Origin of the sequence: Bacillus bingmayongensis, from assembly GCF_000299035.1 — a bacterium.
Lineage (GTDB): Bacteria > Bacillota > Bacilli > Bacillales > Bacillaceae_G > Bacillus_A > Bacillus_A bingmayongensis.
Window position 1 is genome coordinate 871,434 of record NZ_JH921517.1, and the last position, 19,789, is coordinate 891,222.

A 19,789-nucleotide genomic window follows, 5' to 3' on the forward strand; every position below is an offset into this window, starting at 1 on the left:
AGGCTTAGTAAAGATTCCGATTGTAGTTCGATGTTAAAAAGGTCATATTTTTATATACTAGTAGTATAGGATGCTGGACGTTAAAAAGTAAGGTAGGGGAATCTTTATGTCTTTATTTCGGTTAGCAAAGAAAAATATACAAAACTATGCTGCCCAAAGATTAAAGCAATTTATATGGATTGCAATGAGTACAATGCTATATTTCTTTATCATATCTGTTCAATCTAATGAAGCAGTAATAGAAAAAATGCAACATACACCGTCTCTGTTAGCTCCACTATATTATGGGGAAATACTGTTGTTTTTCGTATGCACTGCTGTTACATACCAGATGACAAATAGATTCTTAAAAAACAGGAAACAGGAATTACTGTTGTACGAAACTGCCGGTATGAAAAAAAGAAAAATTTTTTGTTTGTTCTGTCAGGAGCAGTTGTTGATTTATGGAGGAGCAGTCCTTTTTGGTTGCATTCATGGGGTGCTATTTTTGAAGTTATTTACAGTAATTTTTATAAAGTTAATGGGGGGGCATGGAATAAATAGCGTGCCTATTACGTTATATGCATTATCGGTAACAGCGATGTTGGTCGTTATAATCATCCTATTATCAATATGGCAATGTTATAAGTTTATTGAAGAATTTAAATGTGAACAATTAAATAAAGTCGAGGAAAAGGCATGAGGCATCATGTCTTTTTCTTCGTTTTACAGTGGGAAATAATCATGATACAGTGTAAGGAACTGAAAAAAGTGTTGGAGAGAAAGGTTGTATAGAATGGTAAATGAACAATCGATAGTGAGAGTAGAACAACTAACAAAGCGAATCGGTTCAAAGACATTAGTAGAAAATATAAGCTTTGAAGTGAAAAAAGGTGAAGTTGTTGGTTTGTTAGGACCAAATGGTGCTGGGAAAACAACATTAATGCGCATGATGGTTGGGATGATTAGCATGACTGAAGGCGAAGTATGGATAGACGGCCAATCTGTAAAACAAGAGTTTGAAAGTACAGCTGCAAAAATTGGTGCTGTAATTGAAAATCCAGAATTCTATCCTTTTTTAAGTGGTTATGAAAACTTGACATATTTTGGACGTATGAATGGCAATGTTACAGAAGAACGCATTGATGAAGTCGTTCAACTACTAGGTATGGGACAAGTTATTGATCGTAAAGTAAAAGCATATTCGCTTGGTATGAGACAACGATTAGGAATTGCGCAAGCGCTCGTACATAATCCAGATGTACTCATTTTAGATGAACCAACAAATGGATTAGATCCAAATGGTATCCATGAAATGCGAATGTACATAAAGAAAATTGCACATGAACAAGGAAAAGCAGTTCTTGTATCGAGTCATTTATTATCTGAAGTCGAATTAATGTGTGATCGGGTTATCATTATTCAGCATGGAGAATATGTGGCAACGCAAAATATTCAGCGAGATGAAAGCTTGGAGATGGAGACGATACATATACGTGTGGACGATGTGAAACGAGCAGCGGAACTTTTAAATCATGATATCACGATTCAAGATAATGAGTTGATTATGACTGTGAAAAATGAAGAGATTCCAAATGTGATTCGTACATTAACGGAAAAAGGTATTCGTATTTATCGCGTATATGAAGAAAGAAAAACATTAGAAGAGAAGTTTTTAGAATTAACAGGAGGCAAGGATATTGTTTAATTTAGTTTATAATGAAATATATAAAATTTTTAAGCAGAAGCGAACGATTATTCCGTTTGCCGTTATTACAATTCTAGTTATCGGTTTAGGATGGGTGTCAGTTAAATATTTTCCATCTTCGTCGGGTGATTGGAAAGTAGAATATACAGAAAGAACGACAGAAATTGAAAAAAAACTTGAGAGTACAAAACAGGATATTATCAATCAAAGATCGGGGGATGAGCTTGTCAAAGAGTATCAGTTGAAAATGAAGCATTTAGATACAAATACTCCACCAGCAGGCGATTCACCTCTAACTTTTATGAGAGATACAGGCTTAATTGTGTTTCCAATTTTATTACCATTTATTCTCGTATATGCAAGTACAACTTTTGCGAACGAGTACAATTGGGGAACTTATAAATTTTTAATGATTCGTCCGGCAAGTCGATTTAAAATTTTAACAGCGAAGTATATTGCAATTGTTATTTTCTCTGCCTTATTGTTTATATTTAATATGGTTTTCTCGCTTTTATTTGGGTTTATTATTTATAAATTTCAACAGCCTGCATGGGTGGAATTTATCGTACAAAATGGTAATATCGTTCAGCAAAATATATTTGTTGATGTGAGTGAGTATTATATATTAGAATGGTTCCCAACTCTTGTGTACGCAGCATTTGCTTTTATGATTTCTGTTTTAACGAGATCAAGCGGAGGAGCAATTGGTATTTCCTTATTCGTGGCGTTATCTGGAGGGATTATTTTAATACCAGCGTCTAGGTACGAATGGATGAAATTTTTATTACCAGCTAATACAGATTTATATGGAATCTTAAATAGTGGTGGTAGTTTCATTCAAGGTGTAACATTCCCATTTGCGTCTTGTATGCTTCTCGTATATTTACTTGTATTTTTAGGCATTTCCTATACTGTATTTTTAAAGCGCGATTTAACATAATAATAGATGAAAAAGCCGTTAAGAAGAATGATCTTAACGGCTTTTTTTATCGTAATTTGTTAATAGCTTCCTTAGCTAATAAAGCAAAATATTGTGCGCTAATAGGTAATGCTCTTTCATCTAATGTAAAGGCCGGATGATGCCACTCTTGTGTACCAGCTGTGCCCATAAAGACGAACGAACCAGGTATTTCTTGTTGGTAAAATGAAAAATCTTCTCCGGCCATCGAAGGTTTTGGTGAAATAATTTGAAGTCCTATTTTGTGAGCGATGGCAATTGATAATTCTGTAAGCTCGCTATCATTATGAACGGCAGGAGGACCTGGATACCAATGTAATTTTGTTTCAACACCTAGTGCATCAGAAACCCCTTTGATAATACGTTCCATCAGTTCTGGTATTCTTTGACGTGTTTCAGATTGGAATGTACGAACGGTTCCTTCTAAAGTTGCTTTTTCAGGGATAACGTTCCATGTATTTCCTGAATGAATGTTCGTTACACTAACGACAGCGTTATGAAAAGAACTTACATTTCGGCTTACAATTGTTTGCAATGCCATAACAATTTGAGAAGAGGCAACAATCGGATCAACACCAGCATCAGGCACAGCTGCATGTGTTCCAACTCCTTGTATTTCAATCTCAAAACGATCGACGCCGGCCATAAGTGGCCCATCTTTTATACCAATTGTACCAACTGGTAAATCGGGCTTATTGTGCATACCAAAAATGGCTTGTACGTTTTCTAAATGACCAGCTTCTATTACTTTGCATGCTCCATTTCCGCTTTCTTCAGCAGCTTGGAATATGAACCTAACAGTTCCGTTAAGCAAAGATTCATTTTCTTTTAATAAGTAGGCAGCACCGAGAATGGATGCTGTGTGAAAATCATGCCCACATGCATGCATTTTACCGGAGTTTTTAGAAGCGTAAGATAACTTAGTTTCTTCTTGTATAGGAAGAGCGTCAATATCAGCACGGAGCGCAATAAGTGGCCCATTTTTATTACCGGAAACTTCTGCGATTACGCCAGTTTTTAAATCAGAAGCAATAATTGTGATGTCAGCTTCGGTTAACCAGTTACGTATTGCTTTTGTTGTTTTGAATTCTTCGTAAGATAGTTCTGGATATTGGTGTAAGTGACGCCGGATGGAGATTAGTTTTTCTGTGAATTGATTTGTGATGAATGTCATCTATTTTTCCTTCTTTCTCAAGATAAACTTCAATTTATATTTTAATTATATGAAAATAAAGAAATATATTCATTAGTAATTATATAGGAATTTAGTACATTTAATGAATCTATAAGAAAAAAATATCTCTCAAGTAATCTTTACAATTTTTTACATATAAATATTGTATCTTTTACATTTTATGATCATTATTTACAAGAAATTCATAAATGCAAGATATACTAAAAAATGTAAACGAAAATACATACAAAATTAGTGTAGGGACGAGAGACTATGGTATAACGCAGCGGAGAATATTTTGAAATCGCTCTTGTTATTTATGGTCTTTTTGTATGAAAAGGGGGAGGAAAATTGAGAAGTATGGGTAAAAGATTTATTGCTATTATATCACTATGTATTTTGTTTTTGATGACAGCGTGCTCCAATTCGAATGTTTCTGGGAAAGAGCAGTCAAAAGTTAAGGAGAACAGTGAAAAAACGAACGGTGGAAAAACAGAGGTTATATTTTGGCATGCAATGGGTGGGAAAACAAAAGAAGTTTTAGAACAAATTGTTCAAAAGTATAATCAATCTCAAGATAAAGTAGAAGTAAAAGCGTTATTCCAAGGTACATATGATGAATCGTTTATTAAGTACAAAAATATTGCAGGTACAAAGGACGCGCCGGATATTATGCAAGTATTTGATGGCGGAACAAAATATATGATTGATAGTGGGAAAATTGAACCCGTTCAAAAGTTCATAGATCAAGATAAGTATGATGTGTCTCAATGGGAGCCAAATATTCGTAGTTATTATACAGTGGATAAAAAACAATATTCGATGCCGTTTAACTCTTCTACACCTGTTATGGTATATAACAAAGATGCATTTAAGGAAGTTGGATTAGATCCAGAACAAGCCCCAAAAACATTTAAAGAAGTAGAGGAAGCAGCCAAGAAATTAATAAAAAAAGAAGGAAATCAAGTAAATCGCTATGGATTTACTTATTTATTAGATACTTGGTTTTTTGAAGAAATGTTAGCAGTTCAAGGCGGAACATATGTAAATAACGATAATGGTCGTGCTAAAGCAGCAACGAAAGCAACTTTTAATGGGAAAGAAGGACAAAGAATTTTAGATTTTATTAACAAGTTGAATAAAGAAGGGGTTAATGGTAATTACGGTTCGGATTGGGATAATACACGGGCTGCTTTTTTAGCGGGAAAAACAGCGATGTACTTAGATTCTTCAGCTGGCGTTAAGGATATGATTAACAATGCACCGTTTCAAGTTGGTGTAGCTTATCTTCCTTATCCCGAAGATGTTCAAAGAGAAGGTGTTATTATTGGCGGAGCATCATTATGGATGGCAAAAGATATCGGGAAGGATAAACAAAAAGCGGTTTGGGAGTTTATGAAGTATATGACAACTCCATCTGTACAAGCAGAGTGGCATGTAAACACAGGATACTTTGCAGTAAATCCAAAGGCGTACGAGGAAGAGTTAGTTAAAAAAGAATATGAGAAATATCCACAACTACAAGTAACGGTGAATCAACTTCATGATTCGAAAGCATCACCTGCAACACAAGGAGCATTAATTACAGTATTTCCAGAATCACGTCAAAAAGTACAAAAGGCAATGGAAAGTATTATAGAAGGAACTGATGTAAAACAAGCATTAGACCAAGCGGCTAAAGAAACGGACCGTGCTTTAGAGATTGCGAATCGAGCTAAAAAATAATAGGGAATACTAAAAAGAGGCTTCTCAAATGAGAAGCCTCTTTTCGTTTATACAGCAACTTTCTTGTGTGTATGATGTTTTCGATAACGTCCGCGCATCGTATATGCAATTTGTGGAATTGCAATTCCAATTAAAATAAGCGCCACACCGAGCCATTGAGAAGAGAGTACCGCTTCTTTTAAAACAAATACAGACATAATCGTTGTAACAGGTAGTTCGGCTGCACCAAGAATAGTAGCTAAGCCGGAACCGATTTTTGGAATTCCGATTGTGAAGGCGATGGATGGGATAACAATACTAAACGTTCCTAGCCCTAAACCATATTTCCAAAGTCCTTGCGAAATCGCCCCATTAAAAATAAATGTTGGTGGGAATACGATCATTACTAAAGTTAAAGCGCCAGCCATTAAGAGAACGCCTCGTGGTAATGATGGTACTTCGACAGCAACTTTACCACTGACAAAAATGTAGGTTGCAAATGTGACAGCAGATAGTAGACCCAATATGATTCCTGTTGTATCAAAATCACCTGCTGATTTTTCTAATAATCCGCTCGATAAGAATGTACCCGCAAGTAAAAAGAGAACAGAAATAACTTTCTCTCTTGACGGTAATGTTTTTGTTGCTACAGCTTCAATAATTATGCCAACCCAAACGAACTGGAATAAAAGGATAATAGCAATAGATGCCGGTACAGTTTTTAGTGAAGCATAGTAAAAGATACCAGTAAAACTTGCTGATGTTCCAGCGACAAATAAAATAAGCATTTGTTTAAGTGGAACACGATGTCTAGAAAATAGGAGTGTAATGCCAAGCAAAATAAACCAACCGAACAAATATTGACTACCGATTACTTCTCCAAGTGAAAAGCCTTCTGCGTATGCAAGTTTAACAAAGATAGCTAAAATTCCATAGCTACATGCTCCTAATAAAACTAAAAGAGAATAACGAAGCATGAAAATTCCTCCCATCTTATATATTAAATTGTTCCAAAACGGACATATATAACTAGATGGAAGTATACAAAATTAAAAATGAAGGGTCAAATGAAAGAAAAGTGCGACATTTTATAGAATAATAATAAAAGTATGATATTTATGTATAATCTTGAAATTTATAATTATAGAAGTATTGTCAGATAAGGAACGAGCTGTATAAAGTTATCATTTAAAAAAAATATTTTTTTACAGGAAATGTATAGCATACAGAGATATCGTATACAAATAATTTGTTGTTTGGAAGAAGCTTTGATATGTTAATGAATAATAGAATATATTTATAATAGAAGAAAAATGAAAACGCTTCAGAAAAAATATATAAATCCATTTTGATTTTTTGATATATAAGCCGCGGCTATGGATAACAAAAGGTAACCGCTACTTGTTTTCTCTCTTTGTTTTTACTTGGCATGGGGCCGGAAAAGGATCTGACCGTCTCTATGCATGGCGGGACGTTCTCTTCCATCTAAAAAGTAGGGTTTTATGTCGTTTTTTTTATTTGTATAGCAGTGTGCAGCTATTTTTTTCTTATTAAAATGTTGTAAATGGTGAATTCATGAATTGTACATAGTATTTTCTTTCATTTTTGCTACAATATTGAAGAGGAGAGGAGTGAAAGGATGCAAGATATTAATATTTTTTTAGCATTTGGGGCCGGTTTTTTATCATTTATTTCCCCGTGTTGCTTACCGCTTTATCCAGCGTTTTTATCTTACATAACGGGAATGTCAGTTTCTGAATTAAAAGAAGAAAATGCGATGCTTCGTAAAAGAAGTATGATACATACGGCGTTTTTCTTACTTGGATTTTCAATTGTCTTCATCGCAATTGGTTTTGGTACAAGTTTTATTGGATCATTTTTCCAAGATTATAAAGATTTAATAAGACAGTTAGGGGCAATATTCATCATTGTATTCGGACTTGTAATTGTGGGGGTATTTAAGCCAAAGTTTTTAATGCAAGATCGAAAATTTACATTTAAAAATCGTCCTAGTGGCTACATTGGATCTGTTTTAATTGGTTTGGCATTTGCTGCTGGTTGGACACCTTGTACAGGGCCGATTTTAGTAGCCGTAATTGGATTGGCTACTACGAATCCAGAATCAGCAATGCTATATATGGTTGCTTATATACTTGGATTTGCAATACCGTTTTTTATACTTTCATTTTTTATTACGAAAATGTCTTGGATTAAACGACATAGTGGGACGTTTGTAAAAGTAGGCGGATATATTATGATTATTATGGGTATTTTCTTATACTTTAATTGGATGACAAAAATTATTGCATATTTCTCAAGTTTATTTGGTGGTTTCACCGGTTTTTAGTATTATCCTGTGAAAATGTTGGAAATACTAACAGAAAAGCATATAATGAAACTATATTTTCATATTGCCACAAAAAAGGATGAGAAAGTATGAACTTAGTTCTTTTATCAAGTATTGTTGCTGTTTGTATGGCTGTTGGTGCGATGTTTATTCGTTTAAAAGCAGCAAAGAAACCTGCAACATTGAAAAAAATTATTCTCCCGCCATTCTTTATGAGTACGGGGGCACTGATGTACATTTTTCCGGAATTTCGCCTAACACCAGCAGAAATGTTAGAAGCAATCGGTGTAGGTTTGTTTTTCTCAATTTTTCTTATTAAAACATCTAAATTTGAAGTGCGTGGACAAGACATTTATTTAAAACGCTCCAAAGCATTTGTGTTTATTTTAATTGGTTTACTCGTTGTACGTATTGTGTTTAAAACATATTTGAGTCAATCACTTGATTTAGGACAGCTAAGCGGTATGTTCTTCTTACTGGCTTTTGCAATGATTATATCTTGGAGAATCGCAATGTATCGCTCATTTACGAAATTGCAAAAGGAAATGGAAAAAGAAGATGGATTTTATAATGAGAAAGATATGAAATTAACGTAAAAAACCTCAAGACTCCTTGAGGTTTTTTATTTGGCTAGCAGTGATTGATAACGGGAATAATCAATTTGCTTTTCCTGTAATTTTTTAATAAGAAATTTATGATCTCGTTTAGGAGTTGCTACAATATACCCTTTAATAATTAAATCTTCAGTTATTTTTGAGGATTTTTCTTTTAACGCCAGCTCTCCGATTTTACCAGCAATTTTAGATCTTGCGACATCGCGGAAAAGTTCAGGGACTGGACTTACAAGTTCTTCTAATAATTGTTTTTGCTCATCATCCCATAAATGCCGTGTTTGCTCGATATAGTGTTGTTCCCAATCTAAAATAGACATGCCGTCTTCTTTCGGTAGACGTTTCAAGAATTTTCGGAACATAAAATACCCACCAATAGACATAAGACCTAGTAAAATAACAGTCCAAGTAACAATAAACCAACTAAACCATCCTTCGAGCAAGTGTATACCCCCTTTACGATAGCAGTTTTCCTTTTACTAGTATTATAAGCAGTGGGATTGATAGAAAGCAAGAACGCTTGGCCATTTTGACCAAGCGTCATGAATTAAACAAAGTATAGTTGTTCGACACGCAATATATCATTATCATCTTCTAAATATTCAATGATAAGTGTACCAACTTTACGATCTTTATCTTCAGTTGTGAAAATAGAGTAAGAAGTAAAACGTTTTGTTGATAGGCCGCTAATATGTGTAGGAAGAGAAATGTAGTCGTTATTGCGGAAGAACTCCATGAGCTCAACATCTTCAAATTGTTTTCGATCCACTGATTGATTTGTGTAGCGACGTTGTAGTTGTTTTAAAGATTCGTTCCAAGAAATTACTTTTGTATCGTATACCATTTGTTCTATCTCCTTACTATATGTAATCATTAAGAACATATGTTCTAAATTAGTATATCCTGTTTCTAATGAAAGGGAAAGCAAAAAATAATGTAAGCTTGGATTTCCAAGCTTACATAAAAGGCGTTCATAATCGTCTCTGTTTTTTTATTATAAGCTAGATAGAAATAGGAAACAAGGTATGAAGTATTTTGTTAATAGTTTATAAAATTCCGTTTATTGTAAAAAGATACTTGTTTTTTATAGAAAGAGGTGGAGAAATGTCATATATTATTTCGCTTCAAGGACCAATGGCAAGCGGAAAAACAACGTTAGCAAGAAGACTAGAAGAGTGTGGATTGCCCATATTATATGAAAAACCTTATGAAATTGTAGAAAAAAGAAAAAAATTAAATTTAGATATTTACACAAAAGAGGGGTTTATTACAAATCAAAAAATGTTTATTGAGGCAAAAATAAAAGAATTTCAGAATGCACGAGGGAGCACTTTAATATTTGATCGTGGTCCGGAAGATATTGAGTTTTATTCACTACATTTTCCAAAATTGATAGGGATGGATTGGGATATTGAAAACGAACTAAAAGATGAATTGTATCAATTAAGAAAATGTCGTTCGAATGCAATTTTTTATTTGGATGTTTCTAAAAAGAAATTGCAAGAGAGAAAGGAGAATGATACGTTGAGAAGACGCAGTACATTTGAAGGGCAGTTAGAGTTAATAAATACTGAAAAACAGTGGTATAAACAGTTTCCAGTTACATATGTGAATACTGATGAAGCGACAGTAGGGGAAACAGAGTTGTATTTCATGAAATGGTTAAATGAGAAGAAATATGAGGGGAATGTTCTTAAATAAGTTTTTTAATATAAAGCAAAAGATCATATTAGATCGACTATTCTATCAATGTGAAGAGATGGGGATCATTATGATGAAGGTAATAGAAACCGTACATGAAGCTTCGAAATTACTACTATTTTAGTATTTTGAGTGCTTATATGTAACTTTCACGCGATTTATAAATCCATGTTACGAAACCGCATATATCTTTATGATAATGACGAGGTATCAAGACTGTTAAGTTATGATACTAAAAAAGTCAATCTCCTATTGGAAATCGACTTTAAAGCTTTTGTTCAAGAAAAACACCTGTTTAGTTTAATAACTAAAACTTTATTGCGTCTATAATTAACGATGGAAAAACAAGTTTATCCCCTTGATTTCGTGGATCATATTTTTTGGAACGAAAAATAACCCCATCAGCTCCATCCCATTCATTGTAATGAAAATTTCCCTCTTCATCACAATATTCAAGTAATTCCACTTCGAATCCAACAGTTTCAAACATTTTCCTTAAAGTTTCATAATTATGAACTATTTTATGACTAGCTGCAGGATGGTCTTTAGGTCCAGGACCGCCAACTTGTACACCCTCTTGGTATTCTTCATCTGGGAAAAATGCATCAGGAACGGCACATCGAATATAACCATCATGCTTTAAAAACTCATAACATACTTTCGCCGCTTCTATGCCTTCTTCATATGATAAATGTTCCCATACATGCTCCGCTAAAATTACCGTTAAAGAGTTAGGATCAAACCTTTTTATCTAATCTTCCCTTTTTAATAAATTCAATTCTTCCTCATTCGTATGTATCCATCCTGGATTATTATTATATTCCCCTGCACCAATTACCAGCTTAATTTCCTTTTGTTTTATAGCCAACGGTTTCACCTCTTGTAGTTTTGTTTATTTTTATATTTATAATGTGTAATTTTCTTTTTAGGGTATCGCCATATCAACATCAACCTAAGATAAATTTAAAGAATTTGTTATAAAGTAGATTCAAACTTATTTTGTACACCTATAAATAGCAAGGGTTTTTGGATCGCGCCATACTCCGCCATGAAGCGATAATTCATTTTCTATTTCAATGGTCAGCCATTCTTTCATTTCTGAATGAAGATGAATGTCATCAGGTATGTTTAAAGATGGAAACATACTAGAGATATAGTTAACAATAGGTGTAGCATGATGAAATAGGAGTGCATTATGAATAACTGTTTCCTCCACAGTTTGAAAAACAGATTGTAATAATTGTTCTCCATTTTCTAAACAAAATGGAGAAGCTGATGGTGATTTTTCGGGTAAATCAAATGCAACTAACATTTTGTTACACATCTCATCCATACGAGGTAATGAAATTTTGGAGTTTGTTGTGGCTAGGAACCTGCCTCCAGGAAAAATTACTTTATGAAATCCTTGAATTGTTTTTCCAACATCCGTCAGGTGATACAGCATATGTCTTGCGATGATCCAATCATAAGAATCAGTTGGGAAAGGAAGTTTGGTAGCGTCTCCAAGTTTCCATTCAATATTTACATGTTGCTGCGCCTCATTCATAGCAGCTTCTCGCAGCATAGTTGTAGATTGATCCAGACCAGTAAGATGCCCTTTATGACCGTTTTTTTGTAGCAGTGCAAGGAATTTTCCGTTAGCGCATCCAACTTCTAATATCTTTTCCGTTCCTTGTAATTGTAGATGACCTATTACAATTTCATCTAAGTCTACTCGTTTTTCCTCGTATTTTTTATGAGTATTGATCCGTGTTTGCAGATGGTTACTTACAGCGTATTGTCTTTTTACATCATTCAATTTTTCTGATTCCACCTTTACACAAAATTGCTGAATAGCATGTGTTAAAACATCTGTTTTATTTAGGCCTTCATAATGAAGTGCTGCTTCAAATCTTTCTAGTAATTTTTCATCAATGCGAAAGTGAATATCTTTTCTCTTAACCAATTTTGGATCCCCCTTACAGCTGTTAGTGAGACTATAGCATGCTTAAAAATTTTCTGTAAATAGATTGTGTACACAATGGTACTGGATTATTTAAAAAATTCATTCAAATAACAATTTAAACTATTGACGATTTAATCGTTTTCATATATTCTTAAATTAAGTAATATTCAAATAATTCACAAGAAATGAGAGAGTCACATGCTTCTTCAAGGAACACATCGAATTGGTCGTATGGCCATGTTGTTGGCACTTGCGGACGAGAATGAAAGTCCTGTATTATCCATTCCAAAAGGTTGGAAATATTGTACTGGAAAAGTTGGTTCTATGAATTCGCAAAAAGTTGTCGCAGCAATGGAAACAGCGGCTAAGAGCAACCAAGTTATTGAAACAGACGTTTACAGAGAAACGCATGCACTTTATCATGCAATCATGGAAGCGTTGTACGGGGTAACGAGAGGTCAAATTCAGTTAGCAGACGTTCTTCGTACAGTAGGTCTTCGGTTTGCAATCGTGCGCGGTACACCCTACGATGGGAAAAAAGAAGGCGAATGGGTTGCTGTTGCACTTTATGGAACGATAGGTGCGCCTGTAAAAGGATCTGAGCATGAGGCGATTGGTTTAGGAATTAATCACATATGATTTGCCCATAGTCTATTAGTTAGAAGGGGGCCTTGCTTTTTAGGACAGAAGTCTGTCTTGAAAAGGTAAGGTCCCCTTTTGCTCTTTTTAAGGAGGAAAAAGGATGATTACATTAACAGGACATTCATTGACAGTAGAAGAAATGAAACGTTTGTTGTTTGAAGGGGAAGGCGTAACAGCTTGTCCAACCAGTATGCAAAAAGTAGCCGAGTGCCGTGAAGTTGTTGAGAAAATTGTAGAAGATGGAAAAGTGGTTTACGGTATTACAACCGGATTTGGAAAATTTAGTGATGTACTTATTCAGAAAGATGATGTAAAGGCACTTCAACATAACTTAATTCAATCACATGCATGCGGAATCGGTGATCCATTTCCAGAAGAAGTATCACGCGGAATGTTGATTTTACGTGCTAATACGATGTTAAAAGGAGTATCTGGTGTGCGCCCTCTTGTTGCAAATAGGCTGCTAGAGTTTGTAAACAGGAAAATCCATCCGGTTATTCCGCAGCAAGGATCACTCGGAGCGAGCGGTGATTTAGCTCCATTATCTCATCTTGCTCTTGTTTTATTAGGAGAAGGTGAAGTGTTTTATAAAGGAAAACGCGTTCATGCAATGGTAGCCCTGACAGAAGAAGGGTTAGAGCCAATTGAATTAGAAGCGAAAGAAGGGCTTGCATTAATCAATGGTACACAAGCGATGACAGCGCAAGGAATCCTTTCTTATATTGAAGCGGAAGCGATTGCTTATCAATCAGAATTAATTGCATCCATGACAATTGAAGGATTGCGCGGCATTATCGATGCATTTGATGAAAATGTGCATAAAGCACGTGGCTATAAAGAACAAGTGGAAGTTGCAAAGCGTATTCGCGATGTACTTCATGACAGTAAGCTTATAACAAAGCAAGGAGAACTGCGTGTACAAGATGCATACTCACTTCGTTGCATTCCGCAGGTGCATGGTGCTTCTTGGCAAGTTTTAAATTATGTAAAAGAAAAATTAGAAATTGAAATGAATGCAGCAACAGATAATCCACTTATTTTTGATGGAGGAGAAAAAGTAATTTCTGGCGGGAACTTCCACGGGCAACCAATTGCATTTGCTATGGACTTTTTGAAGGTTGGAATGGCGGAACTTGCGAATATTTCTGAGCGTCGTATTGAGCGTCTTGTGAACCCGCAGTTAAATGATTTACCACCATTTTTAAGTCCAGAGCCAGGACTACAATCTGGTGCAATGATTATGCAATACGCAGCAGCTTCACTTGTTTCAGAAAATAAAACGCTAGCTCATCCAGCAAGTGTTGACTCAATTCCATCATCCGCTAACCAAGAAGATCATGTAAGTATGGGAACAATTGCTTCGCGCCATGCACATCAAATTATTCAAAATGTAAGACGTGTTCTTGCAATTGAAATGATTTGTGCAATGCAAGCCGCAGAATATCGTGGTATTGAAGAAATGAGTACAGTAACGAAAGTATTTTATCATCAAGGTCGTCAGCACGTACCTTCAATTACAAATGATCGTATTTTCTCAACAGATATTGAAAATATTGCACATTGGTTAAAAACAAGCCGCTTTACATTAGAACGATTGGATGTCAATGCAGCACTATAAAGTGAAACTTTAATCAGTGGGGGACTTTACTCCCCGCACTGATTATTAGCCTTCACCAATCGTGCTTTTACTGGTAGTTCATGCGGGATAAAAAAGGAAAAGGGAGAGATTAAAATGGAAAACGTAAAACAAACAATTCGTGCGTCAAGAGGAACAGAATTACAAACAAAGGGCTGGATTCAAGAAGCAGCACTTCGCATGTTAATGAATAATTTAGATCCAGAAGTAGCTGAAAAACCAGAAGAATTAGTTGTTTATGGCGGTATTGGTCGTGCAGCTCGTAACTGGGATAGCTATCATGCAATTGTGGACTCGTTAAAAACATTAGAAAGTGATGAAACATTACTTGTTCAATCTGGTAAACCAGTTGCTATTTTTAAATCACATGAAGATGCACCACGTGTCCTTTTAGCAAACTCAAACCTAGTACCAAAGTGGGCAAATTGGGATCACTTCCGTGAACTTGAGAAAAAGGGTCTTATGATGTATGGACAAATGACAGCTGGTAGCTGGATTTATATTGGTACACAAGGGATTTTACAAGGAACATATGAAACGTTTGGAGAAGCGGCACGCCAACATTTTGGTGGTTCATTACAAGGAACATTAACACTTACAGCTGGTTTAGGCGGTATGGGTGGTGCGCAACCTCTTGCTGTTACGATGAACGGTGGGGTAGTCATTGCTATTGATGTAGATAAACGCAGCATCGATCGTCGTATTGAAAAAAGGTATTGTGATATGTACACAGAATCTTTAGAAGAGGCGCTAGCTGTTGCGAAAGAATATAAAGAAAAGAAAGAGCCGATTTCAATTGGACTTTTAGGAAATGCTGCAGAAATTTTACCAGAGCTTGTGAAACGTGACATTACACCAGACTTAGTGACAGATCAAACGTCTGCACATGATCCATTAAACGGCTATGTTCCAGTAGGCTATTCATTAGAAGAAGCGGCAAAACTTCGTGAAGAAAATCCAGAACGCTACGTGCAATTATCAAAAGAAAGCATGAAAAAACATGTAGAAGCAATGCTTGCAATGCAGGCAAAAGGTGCAATTACGTTTGATTATGGTAATAATATTCGCCAGGTTGCTTTCGATGAAGGATTGAAAAATGCATTTGATTTCCCAGGATTCGTTCCAGCGTTTATTCGTCCATTATTCTGTGAAGGAAAAGGACCATTCCGCTGGGTAGCACTTTCTGGTGATCCAGAAGATATTTATAAAACAGACGAAGTAATTTTACGTGAGTTTGCGGATAACGAGCATTTATGTAACTGGATTCGTATGGCACGTCAGCAAGTTGAATTCCAAGGCCTTCCATCACGTATTTGTTGGCTTGGTTATGGGGAACGTGCAAAATTCGGGCGTATCATCAATGAAATGGTTGCTAGCGGTGAATTGTCAGCACCAATTGTTATCGGCCGTGATCATTTAGATTGTGGATCTGTAGCTTCACCAAACCGTGAAACAGAAGCGATGAAAGATGGCAGTGATGCGGTAGCAGATTGGCCGATTTTAAATGCATTAATCAATAGTGTTAACGGTGCAAGCTGGGTGTCTGTTCACCACGGTGGTGGGGTTGGTATGGGGTATTCACTTCACGCTGGAATGGTTATTGTTGCAGACGGAACAGAAGCGGCAGGAAAACGTATTGAACGCGTATTAACTTCTGATCCTGGTATGGGAGTTGTTCGTCACGTTGACGCAGGATATGACTTAGCTGTTGAAACAGCGAAAGAAAAAGGCGTTAACATTCCAATGATGAAATAAGGAGGAAGAAAACATGCTGGACATTTTACTAACGAATATCGGTCAATTGGTAACAATGGATCAAGAAGATGGCTTGTTAAGACGGGAAGCGATGAACACGCTTCCTGTTATCGAAAATGGTGCAGTCGGTATTAAAGATGGTGTTATTACTTTCGTTGGAACAGTGGTAGAGGCGAAAGGGTTACAAGCAAAAGAAATCATCGATTGTGAAGGGAAAATGGTTTCGCCAGGTCTAGTTGACCCGCATACACACCTTGTATTTGGCGGATCTCGTGAAAATGAAATTGCTCTTAAATTGCAGGGAGTACCGTACTTGGAAATTTTAGAGCAAGGCGGCGGTATTCTTTCGACTGTGAATGCAACGAAGCAAGCATCGAAAGAAGAGCTTGTGCAGAAGGCGAAATTCCATTTAGATCGCATGTTATCATTCGGTGTCACAACAGTGGAAGCAAAAAGTGGCTATGGATTAGATGATGAAACGGAATGGAAGCAATTAGAGGTTACGGCAGAGTTGCAAAAAGAGCATCCAATCGATTTAGTTTCAACATTTTTAGGAGCACATGCTGTTCCAAAAGAGTACAAAGGGAAATCAAAAGAGTTTTTACAATGGATGTTAGATTTATTACCAGAGATGAAAGAAAAACAATTAGCGGAGTTCGTTGATATTTTCTGTGAAACAGGGGTATTCTCTGTAGAAGAATCAAAAGACTTTTTATTAAAAGCAAAAGAACTTGGATTTGATGTAAAAATTCATGCAGATGAAATTGATCCACTTGGTGGTGCAGAGGCAGCGGCAGAAATTGGTGCGGCATCAGCAGACCATTTAGTTGGAGCATCAGATAAAGGTATTGAAATGCTAGCGAATTCCAATACAGTTGCAACACTACTCCCAGGAACGACTTTCTACTTAAATAAAGAAAGCTTTGCACGTGGGCGTAAAATGATTGACGAAGGTGTAGCGGTTGCTTTAGCGACAGATTTTAACCCAGGTAGCTGCCCGACTGAAAATATTCAACTTATTATGAGCATTGCAATGCTGAAACTAAAAATGACGCCAGAAGAAGTTTGGAATGCTGTAACAGTTAACTCAGCGTATGCGATTAATCGCGGCGATGTTGCTGGGAAAATTCGCGTTGGGCGTAGGGCAGACCTGGTTTTATGGGATGCATATAATTATGCGTATGTACCGTATCATTACGGTGTGAGTCATGTAAATACAGTATGGAAGAATGGTAATCTTGCATATACAAGAGGTGACAAAGCGTGGAGCGAGGCCACTATTTAAAGAAAAATGCAAAGTTTATAGATCGTGAAGTAACGAAATGGAGCGATATGGTTAAACTATGGGATGAAGGGGAAGAAATCTTTGGTGCAGCATTAATTGGCGCACCGCTTTCTAAACCATCTATTAGTCATTCTGGTGCATGTTTTGCGCCAAAAACCATTCGAGCAATGCTAGATGCATATAGCACATACGCGATTACAGAAGAGCATGATATGAAAGAAAGTGTGTTGTACGATTGTGGTGATATTACCATGCATGTGACAGACATAAAAGAAAGTCATGCTCGTATTGCTAAGACACTCAGCAGTTTGACAAAATTGAATCCGCAAATGGTACCGATCGTTCTTGGCGGAGATCATTCCATTAGTTTTCCTAGTATAAGTGGTTTTGCAAGTAGTAAAGGGAAAGTCGGTATCATCCAATTTGATGCGCATCATGATTTACGTAACCTAGAAGATGGCGGACCGTCTAATGGGACACCATTTCGTAGTTTGCTAGAGAATGATGTCATTACAGGAAAACAACTTGTTCAAATTGGTATTCGTAACTTCTCAAATGCTCGTACATACCATGAATATGCTAAAGAACATGGTGTGACGGTATATACAATGAAACATATTCGCGAGATAGCGATTAAAGATATCATTACAGAAAGCATTGAGGTTTTACGTAGACAAGGAGTTACAGCTATCTATGTTTCTGTCGATATGGACGTATTAGATCAAGCATTTGCACCAGGATGTCCGGCAATCGGTCCAGGTGGTATGGATAGTACGACATTACTTGATGCAATTACAGCACTTGGACAAGAACCGCTTGTCCAAGGTATGGACATTGTAGAAATTGATCCAACGCTTGATTTTCGTGATATGACGAGCCGTGTGGCTGCGCAGGTTATTATGAGTTTTCTGTTAGCAAGGGAAACAATTAGCAAGCAAGTTAGTATATAAAAAGAAGTCTCTCCTTATGTGGAGAGGCTTCTTTGTATTGTTCAATATACGAATATTGTGTGATAAGAGCTTATAAATTGACGTACTAGTTTGTAAGAAATTATGATTCATATATGAAATATTTTTAAAGTTATTGTGAAAAATAGAGGGTTTTATTACAAAAGGTATAGGGGGAATCAAAATGACAAATTCAAAGAGTAAAACAGCAGCAAGTATTTATGAGGGTACGAATATAAACGATTGGGAATCATTTCAAAATGTGGAAGAAACAAAGCTGTTTGATCCAATTCAAATTGGTGCTTGGTCTCTTCGTAATCGCGTAGCAATGGCACCGATGACGCGTTGTTTTGCCAATGATGAAACCGGAGTGGTTGGGGCTGATGTAGCCGAGTATTACCGGAAACGTGCGGCAGATGGCGTGGGTCTCATTATTACAGAAGGAATTGTAATTAGCCCAAGAGCGAAGGGGAATCCAGGTGTCCCAGGTATTTATACAGGGGAGCAAATTGAGTCTTGGAAGCTGGTAACAGATGCGGTACATAAAGAAGGGGGAACAATTATCGCCCAAATATGGCATGTAGGGCGTATGAGTCATCATGAATTAACAGGAGGACTCTTACCGCAAGCACCATCAGCGATTGCTGCACAAGGAAATGTACCGCGTTTTCGAAAGTCTTTTGATACTCCTGAAGAAATGACAATTGAAGACATTCAAGAAGTTATTGAGCAATATGCACAAGCTGCTAGAAATGCGATAGAAGCTGGATTCGATGGCGTGGAAATTCACGGAGCACATGGCTACTTAATCGATCAATTTGCTTATGAATTTGCTAATCATCGAAAGGATCAGTACGGAGGAGAATTAAAACAAAGGTTAACGTTTATGAAAGAAGTGTTACAAGCTGTAATAAGCGCAGTTGGTGCAGATAAAACGCTCATTCGCTTTTCTGTATTCAAAGGGGATAACCCAAGTTATATGTGGGAAAACCCTGAAGAAGCAATTAAGACTTTCGTAGAGATGTTTCAAGAGGTAGGATTAACAATGATTCACCCTTCAACAATGGATTATAAACAAGTGATAGCTGATGGGAAAAACTTGCATCAATTAGTTCGTAAATATTGGAATGGTGTGATTGTAGGAGTAGGGAATTTAAACCCAGGAGAGGCAGAAGTGGCGCTACAAGAAGGTACAATTGATATAGCGGCATTTGGTAGACCATTAATTTCAAATCCGGACTTTGTTCATCGCGTGAAAAGTGGAGAAAGGTTAGAGGAATACGATGCGAAACAGCATCTTGCTACATTAATATGAATAAGGATAAAAGGAGAGCACTGAAGTGTTCTCCTTTTATTATTTCAGTAAGCAAAAAACACAGGAGAATGGCATGATAAGG

18 protein-coding genes and 1 pseudogene are annotated in these 19,789 nt (G+C 36.3%); 13 read left to right on the forward strand and 6 right to left on the reverse strand.

Annotation, left to right across the window (positions count from 1 at the left end; all coding sequences use genetic code 11):
- Positions 1-106: 106 nt before the first annotated feature.
- The 3 genes from Y7E_RS0111560 (at position 107) to Y7E_RS0111570 (ending at position 2,627) form a co-directional block, all read left to right on the forward strand.
- Positions 107-682: an ABC transporter permease gene (locus tag Y7E_RS0111560; protein WP_017151412.1), complete on the forward strand. Its 576-nt coding sequence runs from the start codon at positions 107-109 to the stop codon at positions 680-682.
- A 93-nt stretch (positions 683-775) separates the two neighbouring features.
- On the forward strand, positions 776-1,687 hold the full coding sequence (locus Y7E_RS0111565) for an ABC transporter ATP-binding protein (RefSeq protein WP_017151413.1): 912 nt from the start codon (positions 776-778) through the stop codon (positions 1,685-1,687).
- Positions 1,680-2,627, forward strand: coding sequence for an ABC transporter permease (locus Y7E_RS0111570; RefSeq protein ID WP_017151414.1), 948 nt, complete (start codon positions 1,680-1,682; stop codon positions 2,625-2,627). Before Y7E_RS0111565 ends, Y7E_RS0111570 begins: the two co-directional genes overlap by 8 nt.
- A gap of 46 nt (positions 2,628-2,673) precedes the next feature.
- Here Y7E_RS0111570 and Y7E_RS0111575 read toward each other — a convergent pair whose 3' ends face one another.
- Positions 2,674-3,819 (reverse strand): M20 peptidase aminoacylase family protein, encoded by a 1,146-nt coding sequence (locus Y7E_RS0111575; RefSeq protein ID WP_017151415.1) that lies wholly within the window; start codon positions 3,817-3,819, stop codon positions 2,674-2,676.
- A 408-nt stretch (positions 3,820-4,227) separates the two neighbouring features.
- Between Y7E_RS0111575 and Y7E_RS0111580 the strand changes: the two genes are divergently transcribed.
- Positions 4,228-5,544, forward strand: coding sequence for an ABC transporter substrate-binding protein (locus Y7E_RS0111580; protein ID WP_237741384.1), 1,317 nt, complete (start codon positions 4,228-4,230; stop codon positions 5,542-5,544).
- A gap of 47 nt (positions 5,545-5,591) precedes the next feature.
- On the opposite strand, the gene Y7E_RS0111585 is transcribed toward Y7E_RS0111580, so the two are convergent.
- Entirely contained in the window at positions 5,592-6,500 is a 909-nt protein-coding gene (locus tag Y7E_RS0111585) for an EamA family transporter (RefSeq protein WP_017151417.1), read from the reverse strand.
- 662 nt (positions 6,501-7,162) lie between these two features.
- On the opposite strand from Y7E_RS0111585, the gene Y7E_RS0111590 reads away from it, so the two are divergent.
- Positions 7,163-7,870, forward strand: coding sequence for a cytochrome c biogenesis CcdA family protein (locus Y7E_RS0111590; protein ID WP_017151418.1), 708 nt, complete (start codon positions 7,163-7,165; stop codon positions 7,868-7,870).
- Between the two features lie 89 nt (positions 7,871-7,959).
- The gene (locus Y7E_RS0111595; RefSeq protein ID WP_017151419.1) at positions 7,960-8,466 is read left to right on the forward strand and encodes a CcdC family protein; all 507 of its coding nucleotides are present in this window, start codon (positions 7,960-7,962) and stop codon (positions 8,464-8,466) included.
- Between the two features lie 26 nt (positions 8,467-8,492).
- Here the strand turns inward: Y7E_RS0111595 and Y7E_RS0111600 are convergent, their stop codons facing one another.
- Both Y7E_RS0111600 and Y7E_RS0111605 read right to left on the reverse strand, forming a co-directional pair.
- Positions 8,493-8,924 (reverse strand): DUF2621 domain-containing protein, encoded by a 432-nt coding sequence (locus Y7E_RS0111600; protein ID WP_017151420.1) that lies wholly within the window; start codon positions 8,922-8,924, stop codon positions 8,493-8,495.
- A 104-nt stretch (positions 8,925-9,028) separates the two neighbouring features.
- Entirely contained in the window at positions 9,029-9,325 is a 297-nt protein-coding gene (locus tag Y7E_RS0111605) for a hypothetical protein (protein ID WP_017151421.1), read from the reverse strand.
- Positions 9,326-9,585: 260 nt separating this feature from the next.
- Here Y7E_RS0111605 and Y7E_RS0111610 point away from each other — a divergent pair, with 260 nt between their 5' ends.
- Positions 9,586-10,182, forward strand: a complete 597-nt coding sequence (locus Y7E_RS0111610; protein ID WP_017151422.1) for an AAA family ATPase — start codon at positions 9,586-9,588, stop codon at positions 10,180-10,182.
- A gap of 307 nt (positions 10,183-10,489) precedes the next feature.
- Here Y7E_RS0111610 and Y7E_RS29560 read toward each other — a convergent pair.
- Together Y7E_RS29560 and Y7E_RS0111625 are read right to left on the reverse strand one after the other, a co-directional pair.
- Positions 10,490-11,050: pseudogene (locus tag Y7E_RS29560) on the reverse strand (class I SAM-dependent methyltransferase).
- A gap of 126 nt (positions 11,051-11,176) precedes the next feature.
- Entirely contained in the window at positions 11,177-12,127 is a 951-nt protein-coding gene (locus Y7E_RS0111625; RefSeq protein WP_017151426.1) for a class I SAM-dependent methyltransferase, read from the reverse strand.
- A 198-nt stretch (positions 12,128-12,325) separates the two neighbouring features.
- Here Y7E_RS0111625 and hutP point away from each other — a divergent pair, with 198 nt between their 5' ends.
- The 6 genes from hutP to Y7E_RS0111655 all read left to right on the forward strand — a co-directional run bounded on the left by hutP (position 12,326) and on the right by Y7E_RS0111655 (position 19,707).
- Positions 12,326-12,766: a hut operon transcriptional regulator HutP gene (gene hutP / locus Y7E_RS0111630; protein WP_000926516.1), complete on the forward strand. Its 441-nt coding sequence runs from the start codon at positions 12,326-12,328 to the stop codon at positions 12,764-12,766.
- Between the two features lie 103 nt (positions 12,767-12,869).
- Positions 12,870-14,387: a histidine ammonia-lyase gene (hutH, locus tag Y7E_RS0111635; RefSeq protein ID WP_017151427.1), complete on the forward strand. Its 1,518-nt coding sequence runs from the start codon at positions 12,870-12,872 to the stop codon at positions 14,385-14,387.
- Positions 14,388-14,501: 114 nt separating this feature from the next.
- The gene (gene hutU, locus Y7E_RS0111640) at positions 14,502-16,160 is read left to right on the forward strand and encodes a urocanate hydratase (RefSeq protein WP_017151428.1); all 1,659 of its coding nucleotides are present in this window, start codon (positions 14,502-14,504) and stop codon (positions 16,158-16,160) included.
- A gap of 13 nt (positions 16,161-16,173) precedes the next feature.
- Positions 16,174-17,445, forward strand: a complete 1,272-nt coding sequence (hutI, locus tag Y7E_RS0111645) for an imidazolonepropionase (RefSeq protein ID WP_017151429.1) — start codon at positions 16,174-16,176, stop codon at positions 17,443-17,445.
- Positions 17,424-18,395 carry a formimidoylglutamase gene (gene hutG, locus Y7E_RS0111650; RefSeq protein ID WP_017151430.1) on the forward strand — a complete coding sequence of 324 codons (972 nt, stop codon included), beginning with the start codon at positions 17,424-17,426 and terminating at the stop codon, positions 18,393-18,395. Before hutI ends, hutG begins: the two co-directional genes overlap by 22 nt.
- A 181-nt stretch (positions 18,396-18,576) precedes the next feature.
- A complete protein-coding gene (locus tag Y7E_RS0111655; RefSeq protein WP_017151431.1) occupies positions 18,577-19,707 on the forward strand; it encodes an alkene reductase in 1,131 nt (376 codons plus the stop codon).
- Positions 19,708-19,789: the final 82 nt, after the last annotated feature.